General features: G+C 53.6%; 21 protein-coding genes and 2 tRNA genes. 4 read left to right on the top strand and 19 right to left on the bottom strand.

Going from position 1 to position 19852, the window contains the following annotated elements; all coding sequences use genetic code 11:
• Positions 1-24: 24 nt before the first annotated feature.
• The 7 genes from ahbB to ybgF form a co-directional block, all read right to left on the bottom strand.
• A complete protein-coding gene (gene ahbB / locus P771_RS0101700; protein WP_028573770.1) occupies positions 25-504 on the bottom strand; it encodes a siroheme decarboxylase subunit beta in 480 nt (159 codons plus the stop codon).
• 126 nt (positions 505-630) lie between these two features.
• Entirely contained in the window at positions 631-1554 is a 924-nt protein-coding gene (locus tag P771_RS0101695; protein WP_028573769.1) for a tyrosine recombinase XerC, read from the bottom strand.
• Positions 1526-2461 (bottom strand): GGDEF domain-containing protein, encoded by a 936-nt coding sequence (locus P771_RS0101690; protein ID WP_028573768.1) that lies wholly within the window; start codon positions 2459-2461, stop codon positions 1526-1528. The genes P771_RS0101695 and P771_RS0101690 overlap by 29 nt, the downstream gene beginning before the upstream one ends.
• Positions 2462-2472: 11 nt before the next feature.
• A complete protein-coding gene (locus P771_RS0101685; protein WP_150112127.1) occupies positions 2473-3315 on the bottom strand; it encodes an HDOD domain-containing protein in 843 nt (280 codons plus the stop codon).
• Positions 3315-3698 (bottom strand): hypothetical protein, encoded by a 384-nt coding sequence (locus tag P771_RS0101680; RefSeq protein WP_028573766.1) that lies wholly within the window; start codon positions 3696-3698, stop codon positions 3315-3317. Before P771_RS0101680 ends, P771_RS0101685 begins: the two co-directional genes overlap by 1 nt.
• A 59-nt stretch (positions 3699-3757) precedes the next feature.
• The gene (gene dprA / locus P771_RS16110) at positions 3758-4900 is read right to left on the bottom strand and encodes a DNA-processing protein DprA (RefSeq protein WP_035243893.1); all 1143 of its coding nucleotides are present in this window, start codon (positions 4898-4900) and stop codon (positions 3758-3760) included.
• Between the two features lie 6 nt (positions 4901-4906).
• Positions 4907-5680, bottom strand: coding sequence for a tol-pal system protein YbgF (ybgF, locus tag P771_RS18090; protein ID WP_051617038.1), 774 nt, complete (start codon positions 5678-5680; stop codon positions 4907-4909).
• Between the two features lie 204 nt (positions 5681-5884).
• Between ybgF and P771_RS0101665 the strand changes: the two genes are divergently transcribed.
• A complete protein-coding gene (locus tag P771_RS0101665; protein WP_150112109.1) occupies positions 5885-6826 on the top strand; it encodes a hypothetical protein in 942 nt (313 codons plus the stop codon).
• Here the strand turns inward: P771_RS0101665 and thyX are convergent.
• From thyX to P771_RS0101635, 6 genes are all read right to left on the bottom strand, one after another.
• Entirely contained in the window at positions 6823-7548 is a 726-nt protein-coding gene (gene thyX, locus P771_RS0101660; RefSeq protein WP_028573764.1) for an FAD-dependent thymidylate synthase, read from the bottom strand. The genes P771_RS0101665 and thyX overlap by 4 nt on opposite strands.
• 24 nt (positions 7549-7572) lie before the next feature.
• Positions 7573-8562, bottom strand: coding sequence for a Holliday junction branch migration DNA helicase RuvB (gene ruvB, locus P771_RS16100; RefSeq protein WP_051617037.1), 990 nt, complete (start codon positions 8560-8562; stop codon positions 7573-7575).
• 8 nt (positions 8563-8570) lie between these two features.
• Positions 8571-9179 (bottom strand): Holliday junction branch migration protein RuvA, encoded by a 609-nt coding sequence (gene ruvA, locus P771_RS0101650; RefSeq protein WP_028573763.1) that lies wholly within the window; start codon positions 9177-9179, stop codon positions 8571-8573.
• Complete coding sequence (gene ruvC / locus P771_RS0101645; protein WP_028573762.1) at positions 9176-9685, bottom strand: crossover junction endodeoxyribonuclease RuvC; 510 nt, start codon at positions 9683-9685, stop codon at positions 9176-9178. Before ruvC ends, ruvA begins: the two co-directional genes overlap by 4 nt.
• A gap of 105 nt (positions 9686-9790) precedes the next feature.
• On the bottom strand, positions 9791-10540 hold the full coding sequence (locus tag P771_RS0101640; protein ID WP_028573761.1) for a YebC/PmpR family DNA-binding transcriptional regulator: 750 nt from the start codon (positions 10538-10540) through the stop codon (positions 9791-9793).
• Between the two features lie 24 nt (positions 10541-10564).
• Positions 10565-11167 carry an RlmE family RNA methyltransferase gene (locus P771_RS0101635; protein ID WP_028573760.1) on the bottom strand — a complete coding sequence of 201 codons (603 nt, stop codon included), beginning with the start codon at positions 11165-11167 and terminating at the stop codon, positions 10565-10567.
• Positions 11168-11181: 14 nt separating this feature from the next.
• Between P771_RS0101635 and P771_RS0101630 the strand changes: the two genes are divergently transcribed.
• A complete protein-coding gene (locus P771_RS0101630) occupies positions 11182-12750 on the top strand; it encodes a glycosyltransferase family protein (protein ID WP_051617036.1) in 1569 nt (522 codons plus the stop codon).
• Positions 12751-12957: 207 nt separating this feature from the next.
• Positions 12958-13033, top strand: a tRNA-Ala gene (locus P771_RS0101625).
• Between the two features lie 238 nt (positions 13034-13271).
• Here P771_RS0101625 and P771_RS0101620 read toward each other — a convergent pair.
• A tRNA-Ala gene (locus P771_RS0101620) sits at positions 13272-13347 on the bottom strand.
• 213 nt (positions 13348-13560) lie between these two features.
• Here P771_RS0101620 and P771_RS18085 point away from each other — a divergent pair.
• Positions 13561-15012 carry an adenylate/guanylate cyclase domain-containing protein gene (locus tag P771_RS18085; protein ID WP_051617035.1) on the top strand — a complete coding sequence of 484 codons (1452 nt, stop codon included), beginning with the start codon at positions 13561-13563 and terminating at the stop codon, positions 15010-15012.
• A gap of 4 nt (positions 15013-15016) precedes the next feature.
• Here P771_RS18085 and P771_RS0101605 read toward each other — a convergent pair whose 3' ends face one another.
• The 5 genes from P771_RS0101605 to argJ are packed head-to-tail and all read right to left on the bottom strand — an operon-like array spanning position 15017 to position 19744.
• The gene (locus tag P771_RS0101605; RefSeq protein ID WP_028573758.1) at positions 15017-16396 is read right to left on the bottom strand and encodes an FAD-binding oxidoreductase; all 1380 of its coding nucleotides are present in this window, start codon (positions 16394-16396) and stop codon (positions 15017-15019) included.
• A gap of 2 nt (positions 16397-16398) precedes the next feature.
• Complete coding sequence (locus P771_RS16090) at positions 16399-17421, bottom strand: lipid A deacylase LpxR family protein (protein WP_208595932.1); 1023 nt, start codon at positions 17419-17421, stop codon at positions 16399-16401.
• A 26-nt stretch (positions 17422-17447) separates the two neighbouring features.
• Positions 17448-17918, bottom strand: coding sequence for an SsrA-binding protein SmpB (gene smpB, locus P771_RS0101595; RefSeq protein ID WP_028573757.1), 471 nt, complete (start codon positions 17916-17918; stop codon positions 17448-17450).
• Positions 17919-17921: 3 nt separating this feature from the next.
• Complete coding sequence (locus P771_RS0101590) at positions 17922-18515, bottom strand: HD domain-containing protein (RefSeq protein WP_028573756.1); 594 nt, start codon at positions 18513-18515, stop codon at positions 17922-17924.
• Positions 18516-18550: 35 nt separating this feature from the next.
• Positions 18551-19744, bottom strand: coding sequence for a bifunctional glutamate N-acetyltransferase/amino-acid acetyltransferase ArgJ (gene argJ / locus P771_RS0101585; protein WP_035243779.1), 1194 nt, complete (start codon positions 19742-19744; stop codon positions 18551-18553).
• Between the last annotated feature and the right edge of the window lie 108 nt (positions 19745-19852).

Genomic DNA, 19852 nt, shown 5'->3' with positions numbered 1-19852 from the left:
TCCAGCCATCCAGCGATGTCCGGCCTAGAAATACTTCATGGATGTCTTTTTCAGCTCTTCGTTGCTGAAAAGCATTTCATACTGGGCAACCCCTGTTTCTGCGCTGAGCTCCTCCACCACCCGTCTGCAGTCATCACTGGAGCGGCCATGGATCATGGTGTACAGATTATAGGGCCAGTCCAGGCAATTTCTTCGTTCATAGCAGTGGGTTATTTCCGGGCGCTCAGCCATGATACTGCCAACCTCACCAATATCCTTTTCAGCATCAACATACCAGGCCACCATGGCGTTGAATCCATATCCAGCCTGCTGATGTCTCAAAGTGGCCCCGAACCTGCGGATTTGACCCTGATCCTTGAGCTTGCGCAGAAGATCAATCACTTCCTCTTCAGAAACCCCTGCTCTGGAGGCAATATCGGCAAAAGGAGTCTGGGAATCGGGCAGATCGGCCTGAACAATGCGCAGAATTTCCTTTTCCCGGTCATTAAAGATGATGGCTGGCATATTGTAAGATACCCCGTGAAAAAATTTTCTCTCCTGGTCTGATGACTCCAGATTTATTAAGATTAGTAACTTTTAGCCTGTTAGGCAAGCAGGGATTTAAGCAGGTGGAGCAGGCCCGGACCAGACCTATTTTTTCCGGCCTGCCCTGGGGTGGGCGCGGTCATAGACCCTGGTCACCTCTTCCAGATTCAGATGGGTATATCTCTGGGTGGTGGAGATGCGGCTGTGTCCCAGCAGTTCCTGGACGCTTCTAAGATCAGCTCCCCCCTGCAGCAGGTGGGAGGCAAAGCTGTGTCTCAGGGCATGAGGATTAACGCCCTGAGGCAGGGCAGCGATTCCAGCCAGTTTGTGAATGATCCTGGCTGCCTCGCGCCGATTCAGCCTCTTCCCCCGAAGCCCGAGAAAAAGAGCCTGCTCCCTGGGATCAGGCTTAAAAGCCTTGCGCTGCAGGATATACTCTTTGATCCGCTGCGATGCTGCCCTGGTCAGGGGAACCAGGCGCTCCTTACCCCCTTTGCCCATAACCCGTGCAACCAGCTGACCGGTATCCACATCATCCAAGTTCAGACTGACCGCTTCACTGACCCGGAGTCCTGAACCATAAAGCAGCTCAGCCAGGGCCTGGTCGCGCAGGGACCTGGGTGACGGCTCCAGGGAAGCTTCCATAAGGTTCAGGGCCTGGTCCACATTCAGAAACCTGGGCTGAGCTCTCTCCAGCCTGGGATTTTTAACCCCTTGACAGGGATCAGCTGTAATCCTCCGGTTTTTCCGGAGAAAACCAAAAAAAGAGCGCAGAGAAGACAGCTTTCTGGACATGGAGGATTTGGACAGGGAGTCCTTGTGCAGCTCGACCAGGAAGGCATGGATATCGGGCCGGCCTATATCTCCGGGCCTGGCACAGGATTTTTCCCTTTTCTGTAAAAAGACCTCGAACTGATTCAGGTCCCGGCCATAGGCAGCCAGAGTTGCCCGGGAATACCCTTTTTCAATATCCAGATAGGCCAGAAAATGCTGGATTTCTTCAGGCAGTTTTTCTGCGGTCCAGGACATAGGCACTTCCGGATTTCTGTTTGGCAAGTTTCTTGAGATTCATGGCTATTTCCGATGCCTGACCATAATGGGTCAGCTCTCCATCAATATTAAATACAACAGCTACGGAAATGCTCATCATGGGAAAATCAAGGATATTGCCCTGTCTGTCCGTGGAACGGATATATCCCTGATCCCGGTCTTCCTGATCATAAAAATTTGGCACTATGCCGTCAAAATTGCGGATCAGTATCTGGCAGACGTTTTCTGCCTGGTCCGGAGGAACCATGAAAACGAAATCATCTCCACCGATGTGCCCTACAAAGGACTCTATACCGGCAAATGCCCTGATGGTGTTAACAATAATCCTGGCCGTCATCATCAGGACTTCATCGCCTCTGGAAAAGCCGTACTTGTCGTTGTAAGACTTGAAGTTGTCCAGGTCGGCATAGGCCAGGGCAAAGTCATTTTTCCGGTCCATCATGTCCTGGATTTTGTGGATGATGGAGGTATTGCCCGGAAGTTTGGTCAGGGGACTGGCATCCAGCTCCCAGGAGGCTCTGGCCATGACCAGATCCAGCCTTATCCTGGTCAGATCCGGGTCCAGGGGCTTCATTACAAAGTCGTCCACCTCCACCTCGGTCAGGTTCAGATCCGGGCCGATATCCTCCCTGTCCAGGCAGATGATCACAGGGACCTGGCGGTAGACGTTTTCACTTTTGAATATCCGGATCAGCTCCGTGCCTCCCAGGTCAGGCAGCCTGCTGTCCACTATAAGCAGGTCAGGAGGATTATTGAAAATAAGCTCAATGGCTCCCCTGCCCCTTTCAAACACGGTCCACTGGGCTTCTGGATAAACATCCTTGAATCCCTGGTAAAGCCCGGCATTGGCAGAGATGAGAAAAAAGTGCTTTTCTGCTTTCATCATTGTTCCAGGACCTAATCCTGGTCCGGCCTGAATCCGCTCAGCTCGGCGAATTCCCGGTCCAGCTCATCCATTACTTTTTCCAGGTTGGACTGTTTGAGCTTGAGCACCTTGAAAATATGTCCGTCCAGATAGCTGATCTGGTCATCCCCGCTGCTGCCCACCTGAAAGACCCTGGCCATGAAGTCCCCGAGATGGACCACGCAGGCCACATCCGGGTAGTGCTGGGCTGACTTGGGTCGATGATGCCAGACCAGGCCCTCCCTGAGCCTCAGGGGCAGGTTCCAGTGATCCGAAAGCCAGGCATTGATCCGGTCATGGGAAAAACCCATTACTTCCTTTTCAGCCTGATAATAGCTCAGATCCTTTTCCCGGACCGCTGCATCCACTTCATCCTTGACCTCAGGAAGCTGGACAGCTGAGACAACTTTTCCCAGGTCGTGCAGCAGTCCGGCCACTGAATACTCCTCCGGATCCTTGAATCCGGCCTGCCTGGCAATGCCGGCGCAGGCCATGGCGCAGCCCAGGCTGTGCTCCCACAGCCCCATCATTGATTTGGCCATGATGTCAAAAACCGAGGTGCTGATGATCAGCCCCCGGACAACATTGAACCCCAGCAGGACCAGGGCGTGCTGGATGGTGCTGATACGCCGGGGAAACCCATAGATGGGCGAGTTGACCATTTTCAGGACCTTGGCCGACAGAACCTGGTCCTGGGATATTACCTTGGCCACCTGATCGGTTGAGGATGAAGGATCCTGGACAAGCTCGGTTACCTGGTCCAGGACTGAAGGGAGAGTGGGAAGATCCCTGACCGACAAGATCCTGTCCTTATTCTGGGTGTACAGATCTTCCATCACTGCTGCTCCTGGGGATGGCTGTCTTTGGAATCATCCTGGGTACCGGCATCCCGGCCCGAAGATCCGGCCGCCATCTTCCGTTCAAAATAGGACCGGATAAACTCCTTCATCCTGATCATCCACGGGTCATCCCTGAAGTTGCGGAACATATGGTCCAGGGATTCAATTCTTTCCTCATAGGAAACAGACCTGGCTCCGCCCTCCAGGTCAAGGGGGGAACCCTCCACAGTGATGGTACTGACTCCCATATTTTCCAGCCTGCCCAGAAGGGCATCACTCAACTGGGTGCCCTGGGCCACCAGGACCAGCCCATTGTCTCTGAGCACTGGTTTTTCCAGAACCATTCCCGGTCTGGCCAGATTCAAAGGTATTTTCTGCAAAATTTATCTCCTGCAATGCTTCAGGAAGCTGCTCTCCCTGGTGCAGACAAAGGTCTGTTTCAACCTGTCTGATCCTTCAGGGAATAATACATGCCCGGCGCCCTTCTGACCAGCCCCCTGATCTCCAGCGATACCAGAGATCGGCTTATCTCCTGACTGGAACAGCCGAGTTTTTCTGACAATTCATCAATATGCACTCCGGGGTTGGATTGCAAGTGGCGGACCACCTTCCTTGCCCCTGGATCCAGATCTTCCGGCAGACTCCGGGCCGGCTCCTGGTCAGCCTGCTTCGGGGTGGCCGGGGAAGATATCCGCACAATGGGGGCCAGGACCTGGAGAATATCCTCAGCCGACTGGACAAGGTGGGCTCCCTCCTTGATCAGATGGTTGCATCCACCGTAATTCTCCATGGTCACAGCTCCGGGCACGGCAAAGACTTCCCGGTTCTGGTCCAGGGCCAGTCTGGCTGTGATCATGCTTCCGCTCTTCATGGCCGACTGGACCACCAGCACTCCGAGACTGAGACCACTGATGATCCTGTTCCGATATGGAAAATTGCCCGGATCAGGCCTGGTTCCAGGACTGAACTCCGTGAGAATCAACCCTTTTTCAGCCAGCCTGATCCACAGATCCTTGTTTCCTCCCGGATAAACCAGATCAATTCCAGTTCCCAGGACGGCAATGGTCCCCCCGGTCCGGTCCACCGCAGCCAGGTGGGCCTGCCTGTCGATTCCATAGGCAAACCCGGATACAATGGTCACCCCGCAGGAAGCCAGCTCTGCGCAGATATCCCTGGCCATTTCCAGACCATAAGCTGAGCTTTGTCTTGAACCAACCACTGCCAGACAGGGATTATTGAGCAGGGAAATATCGCCGCGGCAGTAAAGCATGACCGGAGGATCGCTTATCCTGGTCAGTGCCTGGGGATACTCCGGGTCCGACCAGATAACCACCCGCATTTTTTTCCGGATGATTACCTCCAGCTCCTGCTCAACGTCCTTTTTCCAGGATCCGGACTTGAATGACCGGAGTTGATCAACCCGGACCAGGCCTTCATCCTTCCACTGGTCGCACCGGTCAAGGGCCCGGGCAGGAGAACCATACCTGCTCAGAATTTTCCGCCAGGTCCTGGGCCCCAGTCCCCTGGATCTGATCAGAGCCAGTCCGGCAAAAAGCTGCTCTTCTCTGGAATACTCAGCCATGATCAACTACTGTCTCTGTCTGATCTCCCTGCTCCTGTCCGCAGCCCTGGCTGCAGAGCCTGACCCGGGGTAATCCCTGGTCAGGACGTCTAAATAAAACAGAGCATTTCTGAGATCACCCAGCCTTTCATATGAATAACCGATCTTAAGCAGGGCATCGGGCGCCTTGGGATCTTCCGGAAACCTGTCCAGAACCTGCCTGAAGGTCAGAATGGCCCTGGGATAATCCTTTTCCATGTAGTATGTTTCAGCCAGCCAGTACCAGGCATTGGGAAGAAGAGGACTGTCCGGATATCGCTCCATGAAATCCCTGAATCCCTGTCTGGCCCCTTCAGCATCTTCAGCAAAGTACATCTCCAAAGCCCGGTCATAATCGGACCGGCCCTGAAGCACAGGGGCCGGAGCCGGCTCAGGAGTGCCCCTTGGCTGGGGTTGCCTCAAAGAGTCCTGAAGGGCCGGAACCGTCTCAGTCCTGACCTGCTTTCCAGACTCTGGCTGCAAAGTGTCCGGGGGTGGTCCGGCCACGTCCCCGACCGGCTCCAGGTTCAGCTCCAGATCCATAATCCGCTGGGCTGTTTCCTGACGCAGAAGATCGAGACTTGTCCGGGTCTGGTCAAGATCAGCCCGGATCAGGTCCAGTCTGCGCTCATGGTCCTGTATTTTTCTTTCAAGCTCACCAATGGTTCTTTCCTGACTTTGCAGACTGCCTGGGTGTGGGCCATAGGCACAGCCGGCAAGCAGTGCCAGGCAGACCGTTAAAACTGCTTTTCTTAAGAACATGCTCGGCTCCCTGGGGTGTGGATTGTCAGTCCGGGTTTAGCAAAAGATAGGGATTCATTGATGGATATGTAAGTTATCATTTGAAAATTTTCAAGAAATATGATTTTGCAGAACCATAATATCCTTGCCTGGCAGATGGTTTTAAGGCAAGATTCTGGCCTTAAGATCACTGGGCTGTCCTGCTCAGAACTTCCGGAGGAACCTATGGTTTTGGAATACTCGATATACGATGCCATGTCCACAGGACTGGCTGTCATGCTCATGGGATGCTCAACAGGACTTCCAGCCATTGCCCTTTTGAGCGAACTGACAGGAATTGTCCGCAAAAAGGTGTTCATGGACAAGTTTGCAGCCCAGGCCGCCAGGCTGGGGCTTGTGTTCGTATATTCGGTAAGTCTTGTCGTGGTTGGACTCTGGGTCTTGTCATCTTCTTACTTTCAGAGTGCCGGAGTCTGGGTAACATACGATATTTTCTGGAAAACCGGCATCTATCTGAGCTTTATTGCTTCCCTTTTCTTCAGCCTGTACTATTTTCTGTGGAATCGGCTCAAAAAACACAAGACCATTCATATTGTCATCGGGCTTGTGGGGCTGTCTGCCATGAAGATGCTTCTGGCCCTGCTGTTCTGGGGGGTTTTCCGGGAGCTCCTGGTCATACCCGAGGTTGTTCCCGGCCTTGACTCCATCTTCCTGCCCATTCTGACTCAGGTTTTTATCCTGTCTGCAGGGGCCGGAGCCTCCCTCGGCCTGGTCTATCTTCTGGTACGCAGAAACAGGGACGATTACGGTCGGGATTACTACCGTTTTGCCCTGGGCTTTGGAGCCAGGTGGGGTATTTTCTTCCTGGTCCTGTCCCCCTTGACCTGTGCCTGGCTTTTCCTGGTCATGCCCTTCAGCTTTGACTACACCTATACCGCCCTGCCCGGGGCAGTCTATGCCGGATGCCTGGTACTTTCCTCTCTGGTTCTGTGGCGGATTGTCCGGAGCCCCCAGCCTTTAAGGAACAAGGCGGCCATTGTCATCTGTCCGGTAATCATCTGGACTGTGTTCGTCTTCCGGATGGTCTCCTATCTGGAATTTGCGGCCATGACTTCGGACGAACCTCTAATTCAGACCTTTGTCAGGGACTGGCCCAGCCTGTACTAGGGCTGTAGGGGCATTTTCCCGCAGGTGAACTTCTCTCCCTCCGGGCAGTATCCCAGGCGCCGGCATCTGGGACCGGCCAGCTGAAAAATAACCGGCAGCTCTGTACTTAAAAGCTTCAGCATCTTCCAGGCCATTTTCCTTATCTCCCACTGAGCCCGTTCACAGCACCGGAGTTCAAAAAAATGAATCAGGCTGCGGCAGTTCATGGTTATGACAATCTTGGATTCTGCTGCCTGGGGAAGTACAAATCTGGCGTCTTCATTGGCTTTTTTTCCCCGTCCATGTTCCTGGAGTATGGCCTTGAGATCCCTGTAAGCCTGGCCGGTCATGCTCATGAAATCCTCATACCTTTTCCTGGCCTCGGGAATTCTGGCAATGGCCGGCGGAAGAACATATTCAAAGCCACTCTCATCAACATAGCGCTGACTCTGCTGGGAATAAGACGCAATCCTGTGCCTGACCAGCTGGTGGGTCAGGGCCCTGGAAACACCCTGAACCGCAAAGCTGTAACTGACATGCTCTATGGGACTGTCATGGCCGGATTCAAGGACCTTGGCAATGAACCCGGCCTGCTCATCCCTGGAAACATCCCCATTGACCAGCCTGGGCCACAGATCGCCTGCAAAGCCGGGACTGTAGCACTGCCTGAATGCAGCATAGATCAGGGAAACAGGGTTGGGAGTACCGGTGAGAAGTTTGACCTGGAGTTTTGATTCAGGCATCTGATCTGAGATCCTTTGTTCTGGTTAATCCTGGGAAGAAAAAGGCAGCATGCCCTGCTTGAGCACCTTGAGGTGCTGATAAGCCCGGGCCGTGACTACCCTGCCCCTGGGAGTCCGCTTGAGAAATCCGCACTGGATGAGATAGGGCTCATAAATCTCTTCCAGGGTACGCACTTCTTCAGAGCAGGCCACGGCAACAGTTTTCACTCCCACCGGGCCGCCGGAAAACTGGTTGATGATGCACTCAAGGATTTTCCGGTCCATCTGGTCCAGCCCCAGGGAGTCCACATCCATCCGGTCCAGAGCCCTGGCAGCCAGTTTAGCATCTATGGTCTTTTTTCCGTCCATCTGGGCAAAGTCCCGGACCCTGCGCAGAAGTCTGTTGGCAATCCGGGGGGTTCCCCTGGACCTTTTTCCTATTTCCAGAGCACCATCCCTGGAAATATTGACCTTGAACACCCTGGCTGAACGAAGCACAATCCTGGCCAGATCATCAGGGTCGTAAAACTCCAGCCTGCAGATGACTCCGAACCTGTCCCGCAAGGGCGAAGTCAGAAGACCGATACGGGTGGTGGCTCCCACCAGGGTGAACGGCTCCAGTTCTATCTTGACTGTTCTGGCCCCCGGCCCCTGGCCGATGATCAGGTCCAGACTGAAGTCTTCCATGGCCGGATAGAGTATCTCCTCCACACTGGCAGGCATCCTGTGGATCTCGTCAATAAAAAGAAGATCGTTCCGGCTCAGATTGGTCAGGATGGCAGCCAGATCAGCGCTTCTCTCCAGCACCGGTCCGGATGTGGAGACAATATTCACCCCCAGCTCCGAAGCCATGATCTGAGCCAGGGTTGTTTTGCCCAGGCCGGGATTTCCGTACAAAAGGGCGTGATCCAGGTGCTGCCCCCTGCTCTTGGCAGCTTCCAGATACACCCGCAGGTTGGCCCTCAAATCGTCCTGTCCGATAAACTGATCCAGGCTCTGGGGCCTGATGTGGTCGTCAGTGCTGGTTAAAGACATATGCCCTGCTATAATTTTTCCTTTGCCTTTTCCTTGAGCACAGCCCTGATGGCTGAGCTGACATCCAGATCAGGCTCGTTCTCCAGGAGACTGTCAAGGATGTGGGCCACTTCCACCGGGGCATAGCCCAGGCTGACCAGGCCAGCCAGCACATCCTCTCTTACTGAAGGCTTTTTTCGGCTGGAAGCCGGTCCTGGCTTTCCAGGTGCAACGCTTTTTAGTCTGTCCTTCAGATCAATGAGGATCCTTCTGGCTGATTTAGTCCCAATACCCGGGACCTGGGAAAGCATTCTTTCATCCTCGCTGGAAACTATATTCTGCAGTTTTTCCGGACTGAAAATACCCAGAATAGCCAGAGCTGTCTTGGGGCCGAGCTTAGGAGTATTCAGCAGGACATTGAAGGTTTCCCTTTCTTCCAGAGAAAAAAAACCATACAGGTCCAGAGCATCCTCCCGGACAACGGTGCTGATGTACAGCTGAGCATCCTGCCCGATCCCGGGAAGTTCCTGCAGGTCCCGGGCTGAAACATGCACTTCATAGCCAAGGCCTGAAGCAGTCAGCAGGATACAGGACTTTTCAGCCAGGCTCAATACAGTCCCCTGGATAAAGGCTATCATTTCCACCCCTTGAGTCTGGTTAACCGACGATGGTTCAGATGGGTCACGGCAACGGCCAGGGCGTCGGTGGCGTCTCTGGCCAGACTGTCCCTGGCACCCAGCAGCCTGGCCACCATAAAGGCAACCTGGTCCTTATCCGCCCGGCCAACCCCAACTACAGACTTCTTGATCATGGTCGGCTCATAGGAAAAAACCGGAATACCCAGATGGGAGCAGGCCACAACAGCTGCCCCCCTGGCCTGGCCAAGCTTCAGGGCGGATGAAGCATTCCTGGCGGTGAAAACCTCCTCCACAGCCGCCTCAGCAGGTCTGAACTCCTGGACAAGGCTGGAAATGCCGGCAAAAATTCCAGCCAGCCGCACACTCATGTCTCCGGTCTGATCGGGCCTTATGGTCCCGGCCTTGACCAGGGACAGCCTTCCGGAGACCTCTTTTACAATCCCATACCCGGTGCATCTCGAGCCTGGATCAATGCCCAGGATTATACTTTCTCCGGTTGAAGTCACCCAGACCTTCCTGAATTACTGTTTTGACCGTCCATGGCAGACAAAAAGCATGCCCGGTCTGCTAACCTGATCCATCCTCAGTATATGCAGGCCACATCCTTCAGCCTAGCCTTCGAGCTCCTTGATAAGCTCTTCCGGCAATTCAAAGTTTGAATACACATTCTGGACGTCGTCATGATCATCCAGGTTTTCGTAAAGTTTTAAAAGTTTGCGTCCGGTTTCCGCGTCCACATCCACGGTATTCTTGGGGACCATGGTCATCTCGGCCTCCACAAAGCTGATCCCGGCGTCCTCATAGGCCTTTTTCACCCCTGTGAAGTCTTCCGGCGCACACCTGACCTGCCAGACATCGCCGTCATCCACTATGTCCTCCACCCCGGCCTCCAGTCCGGCTTCCAGAATGTCTTCCTCCCCATATTTGTCTTTTTCAAAGGACAGGACCCCTTTGTTGTCAAACATCCAGGCCACGCAGCCGGACTCACCCATGGAACCGCCCCCCTTGCTGAGCAGATGCCTGATTTCGGCCACAGTTCTGTTCTTGTTGTCAGTTGCAGCTTCAATGAGCATGGCCGCCCCACCAGGACCGTATCCTTCGTAGAATACTTCATCAATGTTTTCGGCAGCCAGTTCTCCTGTCCCTTTTCTGATGGCTGTTTCAATTTTGTCTTTGGGAAGATTGACTGCCTTGGCCGCATCAATGGCGCTTCTCAGGCGGTTGTTCACATTGGGATCACCTCCGCCGGTGCGGGCGGCCAGAAAAATCTCCTTGGTGACCTTGGTGAATATTTTACCTCTTTTGGCATCCTGCCTGCCTTTTCTGTGCTGAATATTGTGCCATTTACTGTGCCCTGCCATTATATTTTCTCCTTCATGAAGTTATCAAGACTGCTTTGGTCCTGTCAGATCAAGCCCCACCAGGAAGATCTCCTTGCTTTCAGCCCTGGAGCTTTTGGGCTTGAAATGTTTGACCCTTTTAAACATGGTCCTCATATTATCCTGCAGCTCCCTGATGTCCGGGCCTTCCAGGATTTTAACAACAAAACCACCTCCGGGCCTCAGCCGGGAGCCGGCCACTTCCAGAGCCTGCATGGCCAGGCTGAAGGACCTGGCCTGGTCAGTAAACTTGACCCCTGTGGTCTTGGGAGCCATATCGCTCATGACCAGATCATACGGGGCATTTTCCCTGATCCTCCTGGCCACCTCGGAACTGTCCTCAAAAATATCCCCCTGGACAAAACTGACCTGTTCTGGAAAAGAAACACCAGGCTCATTCAGGTCAACTGCCAGGACCAGACCCCGGTCTCCAACCTTATGAGCAGCAAAAAGACTCCAGGAGCCCGGTGCTGCCCCCAGATCCAGGACTTTGCGGCCCGGCCCGAGAAGCTTGAATTTTTTGTCCATCTCCTTGAGCTTATAAACCGACCTGGCAGGGTAGTTGTCCCTTTTGGCCCTGTTAAAATAGTGATCCTGGATTTTTTTCATGTAGACATATTTGTATGAACGCCTGGAAACAGGCTGAAACCGGGAGTCATGGACAAAGGATTATGCCCGACAGGCCCTCAGCTGTAAAGATAAAAACCGAGATCTGCCGGACGGGAACCCTTGGCCGGGGAGCGTCTTACTTCCGGACCATTCAGAACGGATCAATACCTCTCTTTCTGGGTCTGGGTCCTGACCCCCTGCTTGTTTCCAGCATCTTTCCTCCTGGCAGAGGTTTTTACCTGGAATGCCCGGAACTGGAAAACCAACTCGGTCCTGCCTGGAAAAAAACAATCCCTTCCAGCCTGACCAGGATCAACCCTGAAGAGATAGGCACTCTGCCCCTTAATGATCTCAGGATAGTCCTCTATCTTCCGGGTTACAAGTACTTTCCCGGATTCTGGACCCGGATCCTGGCCAGAATCCGGCTGAAAAGGCTCAAGGTTCGAACAGGCCTTGAAAAATCAGACCGGGTTATGGTCTTCGGAACTGAACGCTCTCTGCTTGTCCCGGAGATCTGCTGGGAGCTGGACAGGCTGGGCTTCAAACCGGTCCTGGCCGCCCCTGATGCCGGTCCGGACCAGATCAGCTCCATGCTGGCCAGGTACAGTCCCTGCCTGGCCCTGAGCATCAACCTCCAGGGTCTGGATCCCCTGGGGGAAAACCATGCCCTTTTTGCCGAAATGGATGTTCCAGTGGCTTTGTGGATGGTGGACAATCCCTTTCTGCTCCTGACCAAGCTCAAGGCCGGATACTGGACCAAAACCCATATCCTGATCACAGACCACTGGTTCAGGCCGGCCCTGAAAGAGCTGGGAGCCAGTAGCGTCCACCATCTTCCCCTGGCAGCTGCCCCGGGATTTTTCAATGCCCCCCAAAATCCGGATTCTGATCTTAGGGACAAGGTGGTCTTTATTGGCCGGAGCGGGTTTCCCGGCAAAAACTCCTTTTTTGCTGCGGCCCGCAGACATCCCAGGCTCCAGGACATGGCCAGGGAGCTGTTGAAAAAAGGTTTCCGGGCCGACTTTTCCTGGTGGACAAAACAGCTTGACCCTCAGTACTGGCCAGGCAATCAGATCAGGGATCCGGGACTGGGGGCGGATGAAACCGGTTTGGTCTGGAAAAAGATGTGCCTTGAACACTTGGCACGTCAAGGTTCTCTGGTAATCCACGGAGATCAGGACTGGCGGAATCACCTGTCCCAGGGCATTGAGCTGCGCCCGGAAGTGGACTTTTACGGACCTCTGGGCTCAATTTATGCTTCTGCCCGATATGTACTGAACCTGACCAACATGCTCTTGCCCTGCGGACTGACCCAGCGTCATTTTGACGTCTGGGCAGCAGGAGGCTTTCTCCTGACTGATTTTACCTGCGGCCTGGAGATATTTCCCTCCTGGCTGGTCAGGGAAACAAGCTTTTCAACTCCTGAGGAAATACCTGACCTGATTGCCCGCCTGGACAGCAGTCCGGAACTCAAAGTCAGAATAAAAAATGAATTCCGCAAACTGGTTACAGAAAAACATACCTATAAAAACCGGGTCCAGGATATATTGAAAATTGCAGGCATCAAACCAGGATCGTCTTAATCAGACCAGGACGGTCAGGATTCAGACCAGAACAGCCGGTATTTTTCAGACAGGACCGCCAGCATAACTAGTGGAATCATGTCTGTTCCCTGCTTCAGGCAAAAGGGGTCTTGCACCGCAGATGACAAAGCCTTGCCATGAGCTGGGACAGGGGATAGATTGCTTGCTTAGATTCGCTTCCTGCAGATGTCATACCTATAGACTGGGGGGGGTGTAGCTCAGCTGGGAGAGCGCAGCCTTCGCAAGGCTGAGGCAGTGGGTTCAAGTCCCACCACCTCCACCATCCGAAAAATCCAGCCAGTGCTGTTCAGCCCTGAATCTCCCAGACTTTGCCTTACATAACCTGACCTTGGGGGCTGCTGGTCAGCCTGGCAAACCTTGTGCTTTTCCTGCTTAAGGGTAAAGCCGGGCCCTCTTTTAACAGTTGACCGGTCTGGATGACCAGCGGACACATAGCGGACACAACCACTGTGAATCACAAAAAAAGGGGTTAAGCTTAACGCCTAACCCCTTGAAATTTCTGGTGGAGCTGGGGAGAATTGAACTCCCGACCTCTTGAATGCCATTCAAGCGCTCTCCCAACTGAGCTACAGCCCCGTTTATCCAACGAAGAAAAATTAATTATAGATCAAAGGTTATATTGTCAACATTCCAGATAAAATATTTTCAAACTTTCTTGAAAAGCCCCTGGTTATCTGATAGCTGGTAAATACATCTCTCACCTCACCAGCCGGTTTTTCAGGCCCATTCATATCCCCAGGTGGTACCCGGCCAGAAAATCAGCTTTGGAAAACTGGCAAGGGGGCTTTTATGAAGCTTAGCCTGAGAATCTTCATTCTGATGTTTGCTGTGGCATTTACCATTTCAGGGGCCACGGGATCATACTTTTATATCCAGTCCAGGCAGGCCATGCTTGAGGCCGTGCAGGAACAGCTTCTGACTGCGGCTAAAGCCTTTTCCGGGACCATTGCCGGAGACGATCTGGAGATTCTGACCCATCCCGAACACATGGACTACCCGGAGTATCTGAAGATTCAGCGGATTCTCCACCATATCACCCAGACCAACCAGGACTTTCTCTTTGCCTACACCATGCGCCTTCAGGACGGTGAAGTAGTTTTTGTTGTTGATTCACCCCCCAGTGACGACACTGGAGACGGCACAATATCCGAAGCAGAAATGCCTGAGCCCATTGGAGCCGTCTATGCCCATCCTCCATCTTCCCTGCTTCAGGGCTTTGTCAGGCCCGCAACTGATGACCACCCCCACCAGGACCAGTGGGGATGGACCATTTCCGGATATGCGCCCATTAAAAACTCCCAGGGCAGAAACGTCGGTCTTCTGGGCATCGACATGTGTGCTGACCGCTTTGATGAAAAGCTGTCTGCCATCAGAAGGGCGGGCTTTCTCTCCCTGGGCATGGCCGCCCTGATGGCCGGGTCCTTTACCTGGCTTTTGACCAGGACCGTCACCAGACCGGTCAAGTCACTCCAGCAGGGGTTTGACCGGGTGGCCAGGGGAGATCTGGAAACCAGCCTGGAGCCCAGAGGTAACGATGAACTGGCCCAGTTGACCAGACAGTTCAACCAGATGGTCCGGGAGTTGAGGGAAAAACAAATTCTCAAGACTTCCCTGGGCAAGATGCTCCCCAAAGAGGCTGTATCCAGTATCCTGTCCAACAATCTCAGGCTTGGCGGAGAAACCGTAAGAGTGACCATCCTTTTCTGCGACCTGCGGCGATTCACTGCCATGAGCGAAAAACTGCCGCCCAAGATAATTGTCAGCCTGTTAAACGACTATTTCACGGCCATGGTGGAAGTAGTGGAAAAACATTCCGGCATTGTGGACAAATTCATCGGAGACAAGATCATGGCTGTTTTCGGCCATCCGTCCTCTTCCGGCAGGGATCAACTGAACGCCCTGAACGCAGGGCTGGAAATGATCAACAGGTGCGATGAGCTGAACAGCAAACTGGGACTTGGAGACAACCTCCGCCTGGAGAACAGCATCGGCATTCATACCGGCCAGGTCCTGGCCGGCAACATCGGCTCTCCAGAACGCATGGAATATACCATTATGGGGGATGCGGTGAATACTGCAGCCCGGCTGGAAGCCAAGACCCGGGCCATGAATACCCGCCTGGCCGTCAGCCAGGAAACCGCCGGACAGATCGAATCACTGCCTGCAAATCTTGAGTTTTCCGGTGATCAGTCCCTTGAGGGCAGGACCGGAAAGCTGGGGGTGTATGTGTTGAAGCGATGACTGGTCAGATCCCTTTTCCCGGGTTGAGGATGTTATAGGGATCAAACACCTTTTTGATACTGCGCATGATCTCCAGTTCCCTGGGTCCCACCTGACGGGTCAGAAAAGGCTTTTTGCTCAATCCCACCCCGTGCTCCCCGGAAATGCTTCCTTCCAGTTCAAGCACAAGGCTCAGCACCTCCTGCCTGGCCTGATCCACCCTTTGGCCGGATCCAGGCTGTGAAGCATCATGCATGTAATTGACATGAATATTGCCGTCACCAATATGTCCAAAGGCCAGAATGTTCAAAGCGTATTTCCGGGCTATCGCTCTGATGCCCTGGACAGCATCCAGGACAACCCCCCTGGGCACCACCACATCGTCGCTGACCTTGTCCGGGCCCAGACTGAAAGAGGCCGGATTAATAAGGCGTCTCATTTCCCAGATTCGTTCTTCATCCTCCTGGCCGGCCACATCCAGATAAAGGGTGTTCTGTAAAGATTGCCTGATCCGTTCTGTTTGATGTCTTGTTCCATCAACAGAGCCGTCCACCCGGATGATCAGACAGGCTCCGGCATCCTCAGGCCAGGGAACCGGGCCGTAACCGGCCAGGCATTTCATGATCTCCCCCGGCAAAAATTCCATGGCACAGGGCAGGATTCCAGACTCAAATATCCGGGATACACCCTCTAGGGCCATGACTTCATCTTCAAAGCAGGCCAGGATTGAGGCGGAATATTCCGGGGCAGGCAGGAGTTTCAGCCAGGCCTTGACAATAATTCCCAATCCTCCCTCAGAACCTGTAAAAAGCCTGGTCAGATCCAGCCCAACCACATTCTTGTGAACCCGGCCTCCAGTCCTGATTATTTCCCCTCCAGGCAGCACTGCTTCCAGACCAAGGACATAGTCCCTGGTCACTCCATACTTGACCGCACTCATACCTCCGGCATTGGTGGCTATATTGCCCCCTATGGTGGAAACCTTCATGCTGGCCGGATCAGGAGGATAGTACAGGCCCAGGGATCTGACTTTTTTCTGCAAATCATGGGTGATCACCCCGGGCTGAACACAGGCGGTAAAGCTCCTGGGGTCAATGGACAGCACCTTGTTCATCCTGAGGCAGGAAAGGACAACCCCTCCCTGATCCGGAACACAGGCTGAAACAACATTGGTTCCCCTGGCCCTGGGAATGACTGGTATCCTTTCTTTCTGAGCCAGGGCCATAAGCTCCTGGACCTGTTCGGTTCTTTCCGGACGGACAACTGCCCAGGGCATGGAAAATTTTTTTCCAGCATCAGTCCCGTAAATGAGCATTTCCTCTGGCCTTAGGCTCAGGGCGTCGCCGGGAAAGATTGAAGCCAGGGCTTTCAAGCTGGATCTGGATAAAACCTTTGCAGTGTTCATTTTTAAAACCTGGCCGTAAGGGTCAGGGCACCGTAAGTGTCCTTGCCGTCCTGACCGTCAAATTCCCTGGTTCGGAGTACGTGGGTGTAGGCCAGCCTCATCCGGCTGAAGGTCAGGACAGCACCACCCATGATATCACCCACAAAATACTTTTTATCCACACTGCGGCTGCTTCTGAATGTGTTTCCGTCCAGAAAGATGTTTCTGGCCACAGCCCTGCCTTCAAATCCGGCAAATACGTACCAGCCGAACCGGTTGGTGGGTACGAAAAAATTGCTGCCAGCCATGCTGGGGCTGATAAGAGGCGGTCCGTAATCATCTGGAAGGTCAAAACCAGCCCTGACAATCCCACCAGCTGCCAGGTGGGTGAAGACGTTGCCGGCAGCAACCCCCACATGGGGTGAAAAATCCAGCCCCATCCCGGCCAGCTCCAAAAACTCCCGGCCCTGTTTCCACTTGCGCTGATAAGAGAATACAATGCCCGGTTCGGACTTGAGCTGAGTATGCCAGCCTTTGGGATCGGGCGATCCAGTAATTTTATGGACCCTTCTCTGAGATTCTTCGGCCAGGGAGTGTCTTCCGATCACCCCCAGGGTTATCTGGAACTGGTCCAGCTGCTGTCCGGTATCAGAGCTGACTTCCATGGTGGTATACAGCCAGCCTGCGTATGGTCGTTCATTCTCTGGGGGACTGCTCTGGGTGATGTCGTCAGAAGTGAACATGCTCTGGCCCAGCTGAAAGCCAAAGCGTTTTTTGCCGTGCTCCGGGAAAAAGGGAATCTTGTCCAGGTTCCGGCTGAACACTTTTGGCAGGCGTTCTTCAGCCCTTAAGGTGGAGATCCTCACCCCGCTGGTATATCTGCGGTCCCGGTTGGCAAAAAGATCATTTTCCACACTCAGGCTGTAGTATGCTCCAGCTGTTTCCCCTGGGACTTCTCCTGCTCCGGCTTCCTGGACCGGAAAAAAATAAGCCGGACAGATGACTGCCAGATGCATTAACCCCGGCAAAAGAAGTCTTTTCAGCACACTTGACCATCCTCCTGGACCAGGGGCTATTTATGCCTGGCCATTTCCCGGTCCATGTCCCGTTTAACCGCTCTCCTCTTGAGTTCCTCCCTCTGGTCAAACAGCTTGAGCCCCCTGGCCAGGGCCAGTTCCACCTTGACCATGCCTTTTTTAAAGTACATTTTCAGGGGAACAACAGTCAGCCCTTTTTGCTCAACCTTGCCCATCAGTCTGGCAATCTCCCTTTTATGGAGCAGAAGTTTACGGATTCTTTCCGGATTATGCTGGGCATAGCCTGCATTTTCATAGGGGGCCACATGAACGTCCACCAAAAACGCCTCACCCTTTTCAAATTTGACGTACCCGTCCTTAAAGCTCACCTGTCCGGCTCGAAGGGACTTCACCTCTGAACCGGTCAGGGAGATCCCGGCTTCAATGGTCTCCATGATTTCGTAAAATCTTCGGACCTTTTTGTTCTGGGCGATTATCTTTATACCCTGGACACTGGGTTTAGCCATCTTTTATTCTTTCCCGTTTCTTCTGACCCACCATGACTTATCCGGACCATTGAACCACCAGTCCGTATGGTCGGCCTCAAGGATTTTATCTCCCAGATCACGGCCCTGGCTGGTTCGCAAGCGTTCCTTGGCGCATTCCAGCCACTTGCTGGCGTACTTATTGCCCAGATCCTGCTGCTCCTTGAGGTTCAGGATCAGATCCAGCTGATCCGCATCCTGGGCCAGGGCTGCTTCCAGACTTTCCACTTCTTCCAGGTCATCAAAAAGACCCAGCACCTCTTTCTCCAGGCCGGTTCCCTGCAGGGCATCAGACAGAGCTTGGCGGTCATCGGTGCTGTTGTACATCCGATTGACATAATTCATGTCCCCCACCCTTGATTCATGCAGGTCATGAAAAAGACACATAAAGACCGTTCTGGCCTGATCCGCCCCAGCCAGCCCGGCCAGTACGTACCCGATAACAGCAGTCCGGAATGAATGCTCTGCAACATTTTCCTGGCCTGTTCCCAAAAACTGATATCCGCTCCTGGGTGTTCTTTTGAGCATGCCCACCTCATGCAGAAAATGGGCTAAGCGTTCGATATTCATGGTATTCATCAGCCTGTTCTTTTGTTTGCGCTATTTGCGTTTACTCAGGTTCTGTAGTGGGCATTGATCTGGACATATTTCTCGGTCAGATCCGAAGCCAAAAGGTTAAAACAACCTTCACCCGCCCCCAGGTCAATGCTGATTTTTATGTCAGGACTCTTTAGCAGGGGTTCAAAAACCCGGTCCCGGTCAATATCAGTTGGTCTGCCCCGGGCGAATATCTCCACCCCGGCCAGACTTACCCGGACATCCCCTGGATCAAACTCTGCCCTGCTCCGGCCCAGGGCTGCAACGATCCGTCCCCAATTGGGATCACGGCCGTACATGGCTGTCTTGACCAGGGGGGAATTACCCACAGCTTCCGCGGCCATTCTGGCCTGGACATTGTCTTTTGCCCCTCTTACCTCAATATTCAGGACCTTGGTCCCTCCCTCGGCATCCCTGACTATCTGATAGGCCAAATCCTGACAGACCCTTTCCAGAGCCCTGATCACCAGATCTCTGTCCCCTGGCCCGGAAATGGCTGCATTGCTTTCACCTCCGGCCAGGGCAAACACGCAGTCATTGGTGCTGGTGTCCCCGTCTATGGTCAGGGCGTTAAAGGTCCGGTCCACAACCCCTGAAACAATCTCAGACCATGACTCAGGATCAATATCAAGATCCGTCAGGATAAAGCCGAGCATTGTGGCCATATTGGGGCAGATCATGCCGGCCCCCTTGGTCATTCCCCAGAACCGGACAATGCCCTGATCAAGCCGGACCTCGGTCCGGGAAGTCTTGGGAAAAGTATCTGTGGTCATGATGGCCCCGGCTGCATCCAGTCCGCTGGCCAGGCCAAGGTTCTGAACCAGGACCGGAATGGACTTTTCAAACAGATCCATTTTCAGGTGATCTCCAATAACTCCGGTAGAGGCCGGAAGGATCTCCTGCGGATCTGTTCCCACCAGTCCGGCCAGGATTTCAAGGGTTCTTCTGCAGTTGTCCATCCCCTTGTCCCCTGTACAGGCATTGGCCTGTCCTGCGTTAATGAGCACTCCTTTGACCCTGTGAACCGATTCCAGGTTCTCTCGGGCCACCACCACCGGTGCGGCCTGAAATCTGTTGGTGGTAAAAAGGGCTGCACAAACAGCCGGGCGGGTACTCATGATTAAAGCCAGGTCGTCCCGGTCCTGGTACTTGAATCCAGCCCTGGCGGTCGCCAGGGAAAAACCCCTGGGCAGTTCTTCTTGAAGACTCATGATTCAACCTTTTGCCTGAAAAGAGCAATTGAGTATGGTTATCGCCGCTAAAACCAGACCATTGGAAACAATCATCGCAAAACCGGCCCGGTGTTCCGGCAGTTGCCG

It is taken from the genome of Desulfonatronovibrio hydrogenovorans DSM 9292 (assembly GCF_000686525.1).
Taxonomy (GTDB): domain Bacteria; phylum Desulfobacterota; class Desulfovibrionia; order Desulfovibrionales; family Desulfonatronovibrionaceae; genus Desulfonatronovibrio; species Desulfonatronovibrio hydrogenovorans.
Note: the sequence above shows the minus strand (reverse complement) of the source record. Positions and strands in the feature narration are given on the sequence as shown.

Excerpts from the sequence above, each read along its gene's own strand:
- P771_RS0101590 (WP_028573756.1), bottom strand. The coding sequence starts at position 18,515 with ATGAATACCATGAATATCGAACGCTTAGCCCATTTTCTGCATGAGGTG.
- P771_RS0101665 (WP_150112109.1), top strand. The coding sequence starts at position 5,885 with ATGGTTTTGGAATACTCGATATACGATGCCATGTCCACAGGACTGGCT.
- P771_RS0101695 (WP_028573769.1), bottom strand. The coding sequence starts at position 1,554 with ATGTCCTGGACCGCAGAAAAACTGCCTGAAGAAATCCAGCATTTTCTG.
- ybgF (WP_051617038.1), bottom strand. The coding sequence starts at position 5,680 with ATGTTCTTAAGAAAAGCAGTTTTAACGGTCTGCCTGGCACTGCTTGCC.
- thyX (WP_028573764.1), bottom strand. The coding sequence starts at position 7,548 with ATGCCTGAATCAAAACTCCAGGTCAAACTTCTCACCGGTACTCCCAAC.
- argJ (WP_035243779.1), bottom strand. The coding sequence starts at position 19,744 with ATGAGTCTTCAAGAAGAACTGCCCAGGGGTTTTTCCCTGGCGACCGCC.
- ruvA (WP_028573763.1), bottom strand. The coding sequence starts at position 9,179 with ATGATAGCCTTTATCCAGGGGACTGTATTGAGCCTGGCTGAAAAGTCC.
- smpB (WP_028573757.1), bottom strand. The coding sequence starts at position 17,918 with ATGGCTAAACCCAGTGTCCAGGGTATAAAGATAATCGCCCAGAACAAA.
- P771_RS0101640 (WP_028573761.1), bottom strand. The coding sequence starts at position 10,540 with ATGGCAGGGCACAGTAAATGGCACAATATTCAGCACAGAAAAGGCAGG.
- ruvB (WP_051617037.1), bottom strand. The coding sequence starts at position 8,562 with ATGTCTTTAACCAGCACTGACGACCACATCAGGCCCCAGAGCCTGGAT.
- ahbB (WP_028573770.1), bottom strand. The coding sequence starts at position 504 with ATGCCAGCCATCATCTTTAATGACCGGGAAAAGGAAATTCTGCGCATT.
- P771_RS0101635 (WP_028573760.1), bottom strand. The coding sequence starts at position 11,167 with ATGAAAAAAATCCAGGATCACTATTTTAACAGGGCCAAAAGGGACAAC.
- dprA (WP_035243893.1), bottom strand. The coding sequence starts at position 4,900 with ATGGCTGAGTATTCCAGAGAAGAGCAGCTTTTTGCCGGACTGGCTCTG.
- P771_RS0101685 (WP_150112127.1), bottom strand. The coding sequence starts at position 3,315 with ATGGAAGATCTGTACACCCAGAATAAGGACAGGATCTTGTCGGTCAGG.
- P771_RS0101605 (WP_028573758.1), bottom strand. The coding sequence starts at position 16,396 with ATGAACACTGCAAAGGTTTTATCCAGATCCAGCTTGAAAGCCCTGGCT.
- P771_RS0101690 (WP_028573768.1), bottom strand. The coding sequence starts at position 2,461 with ATGATGAAAGCAGAAAAGCACTTTTTTCTCATCTCTGCCAATGCCGGG.
- P771_RS18085 (WP_051617035.1), top strand. The coding sequence starts at position 13,561 with ATGAAGCTTAGCCTGAGAATCTTCATTCTGATGTTTGCTGTGGCATTT.
- P771_RS0101630 (WP_051617036.1), top strand. The coding sequence starts at position 11,182 with ATGAACGCCTGGAAACAGGCTGAAACCGGGAGTCATGGACAAAGGATT.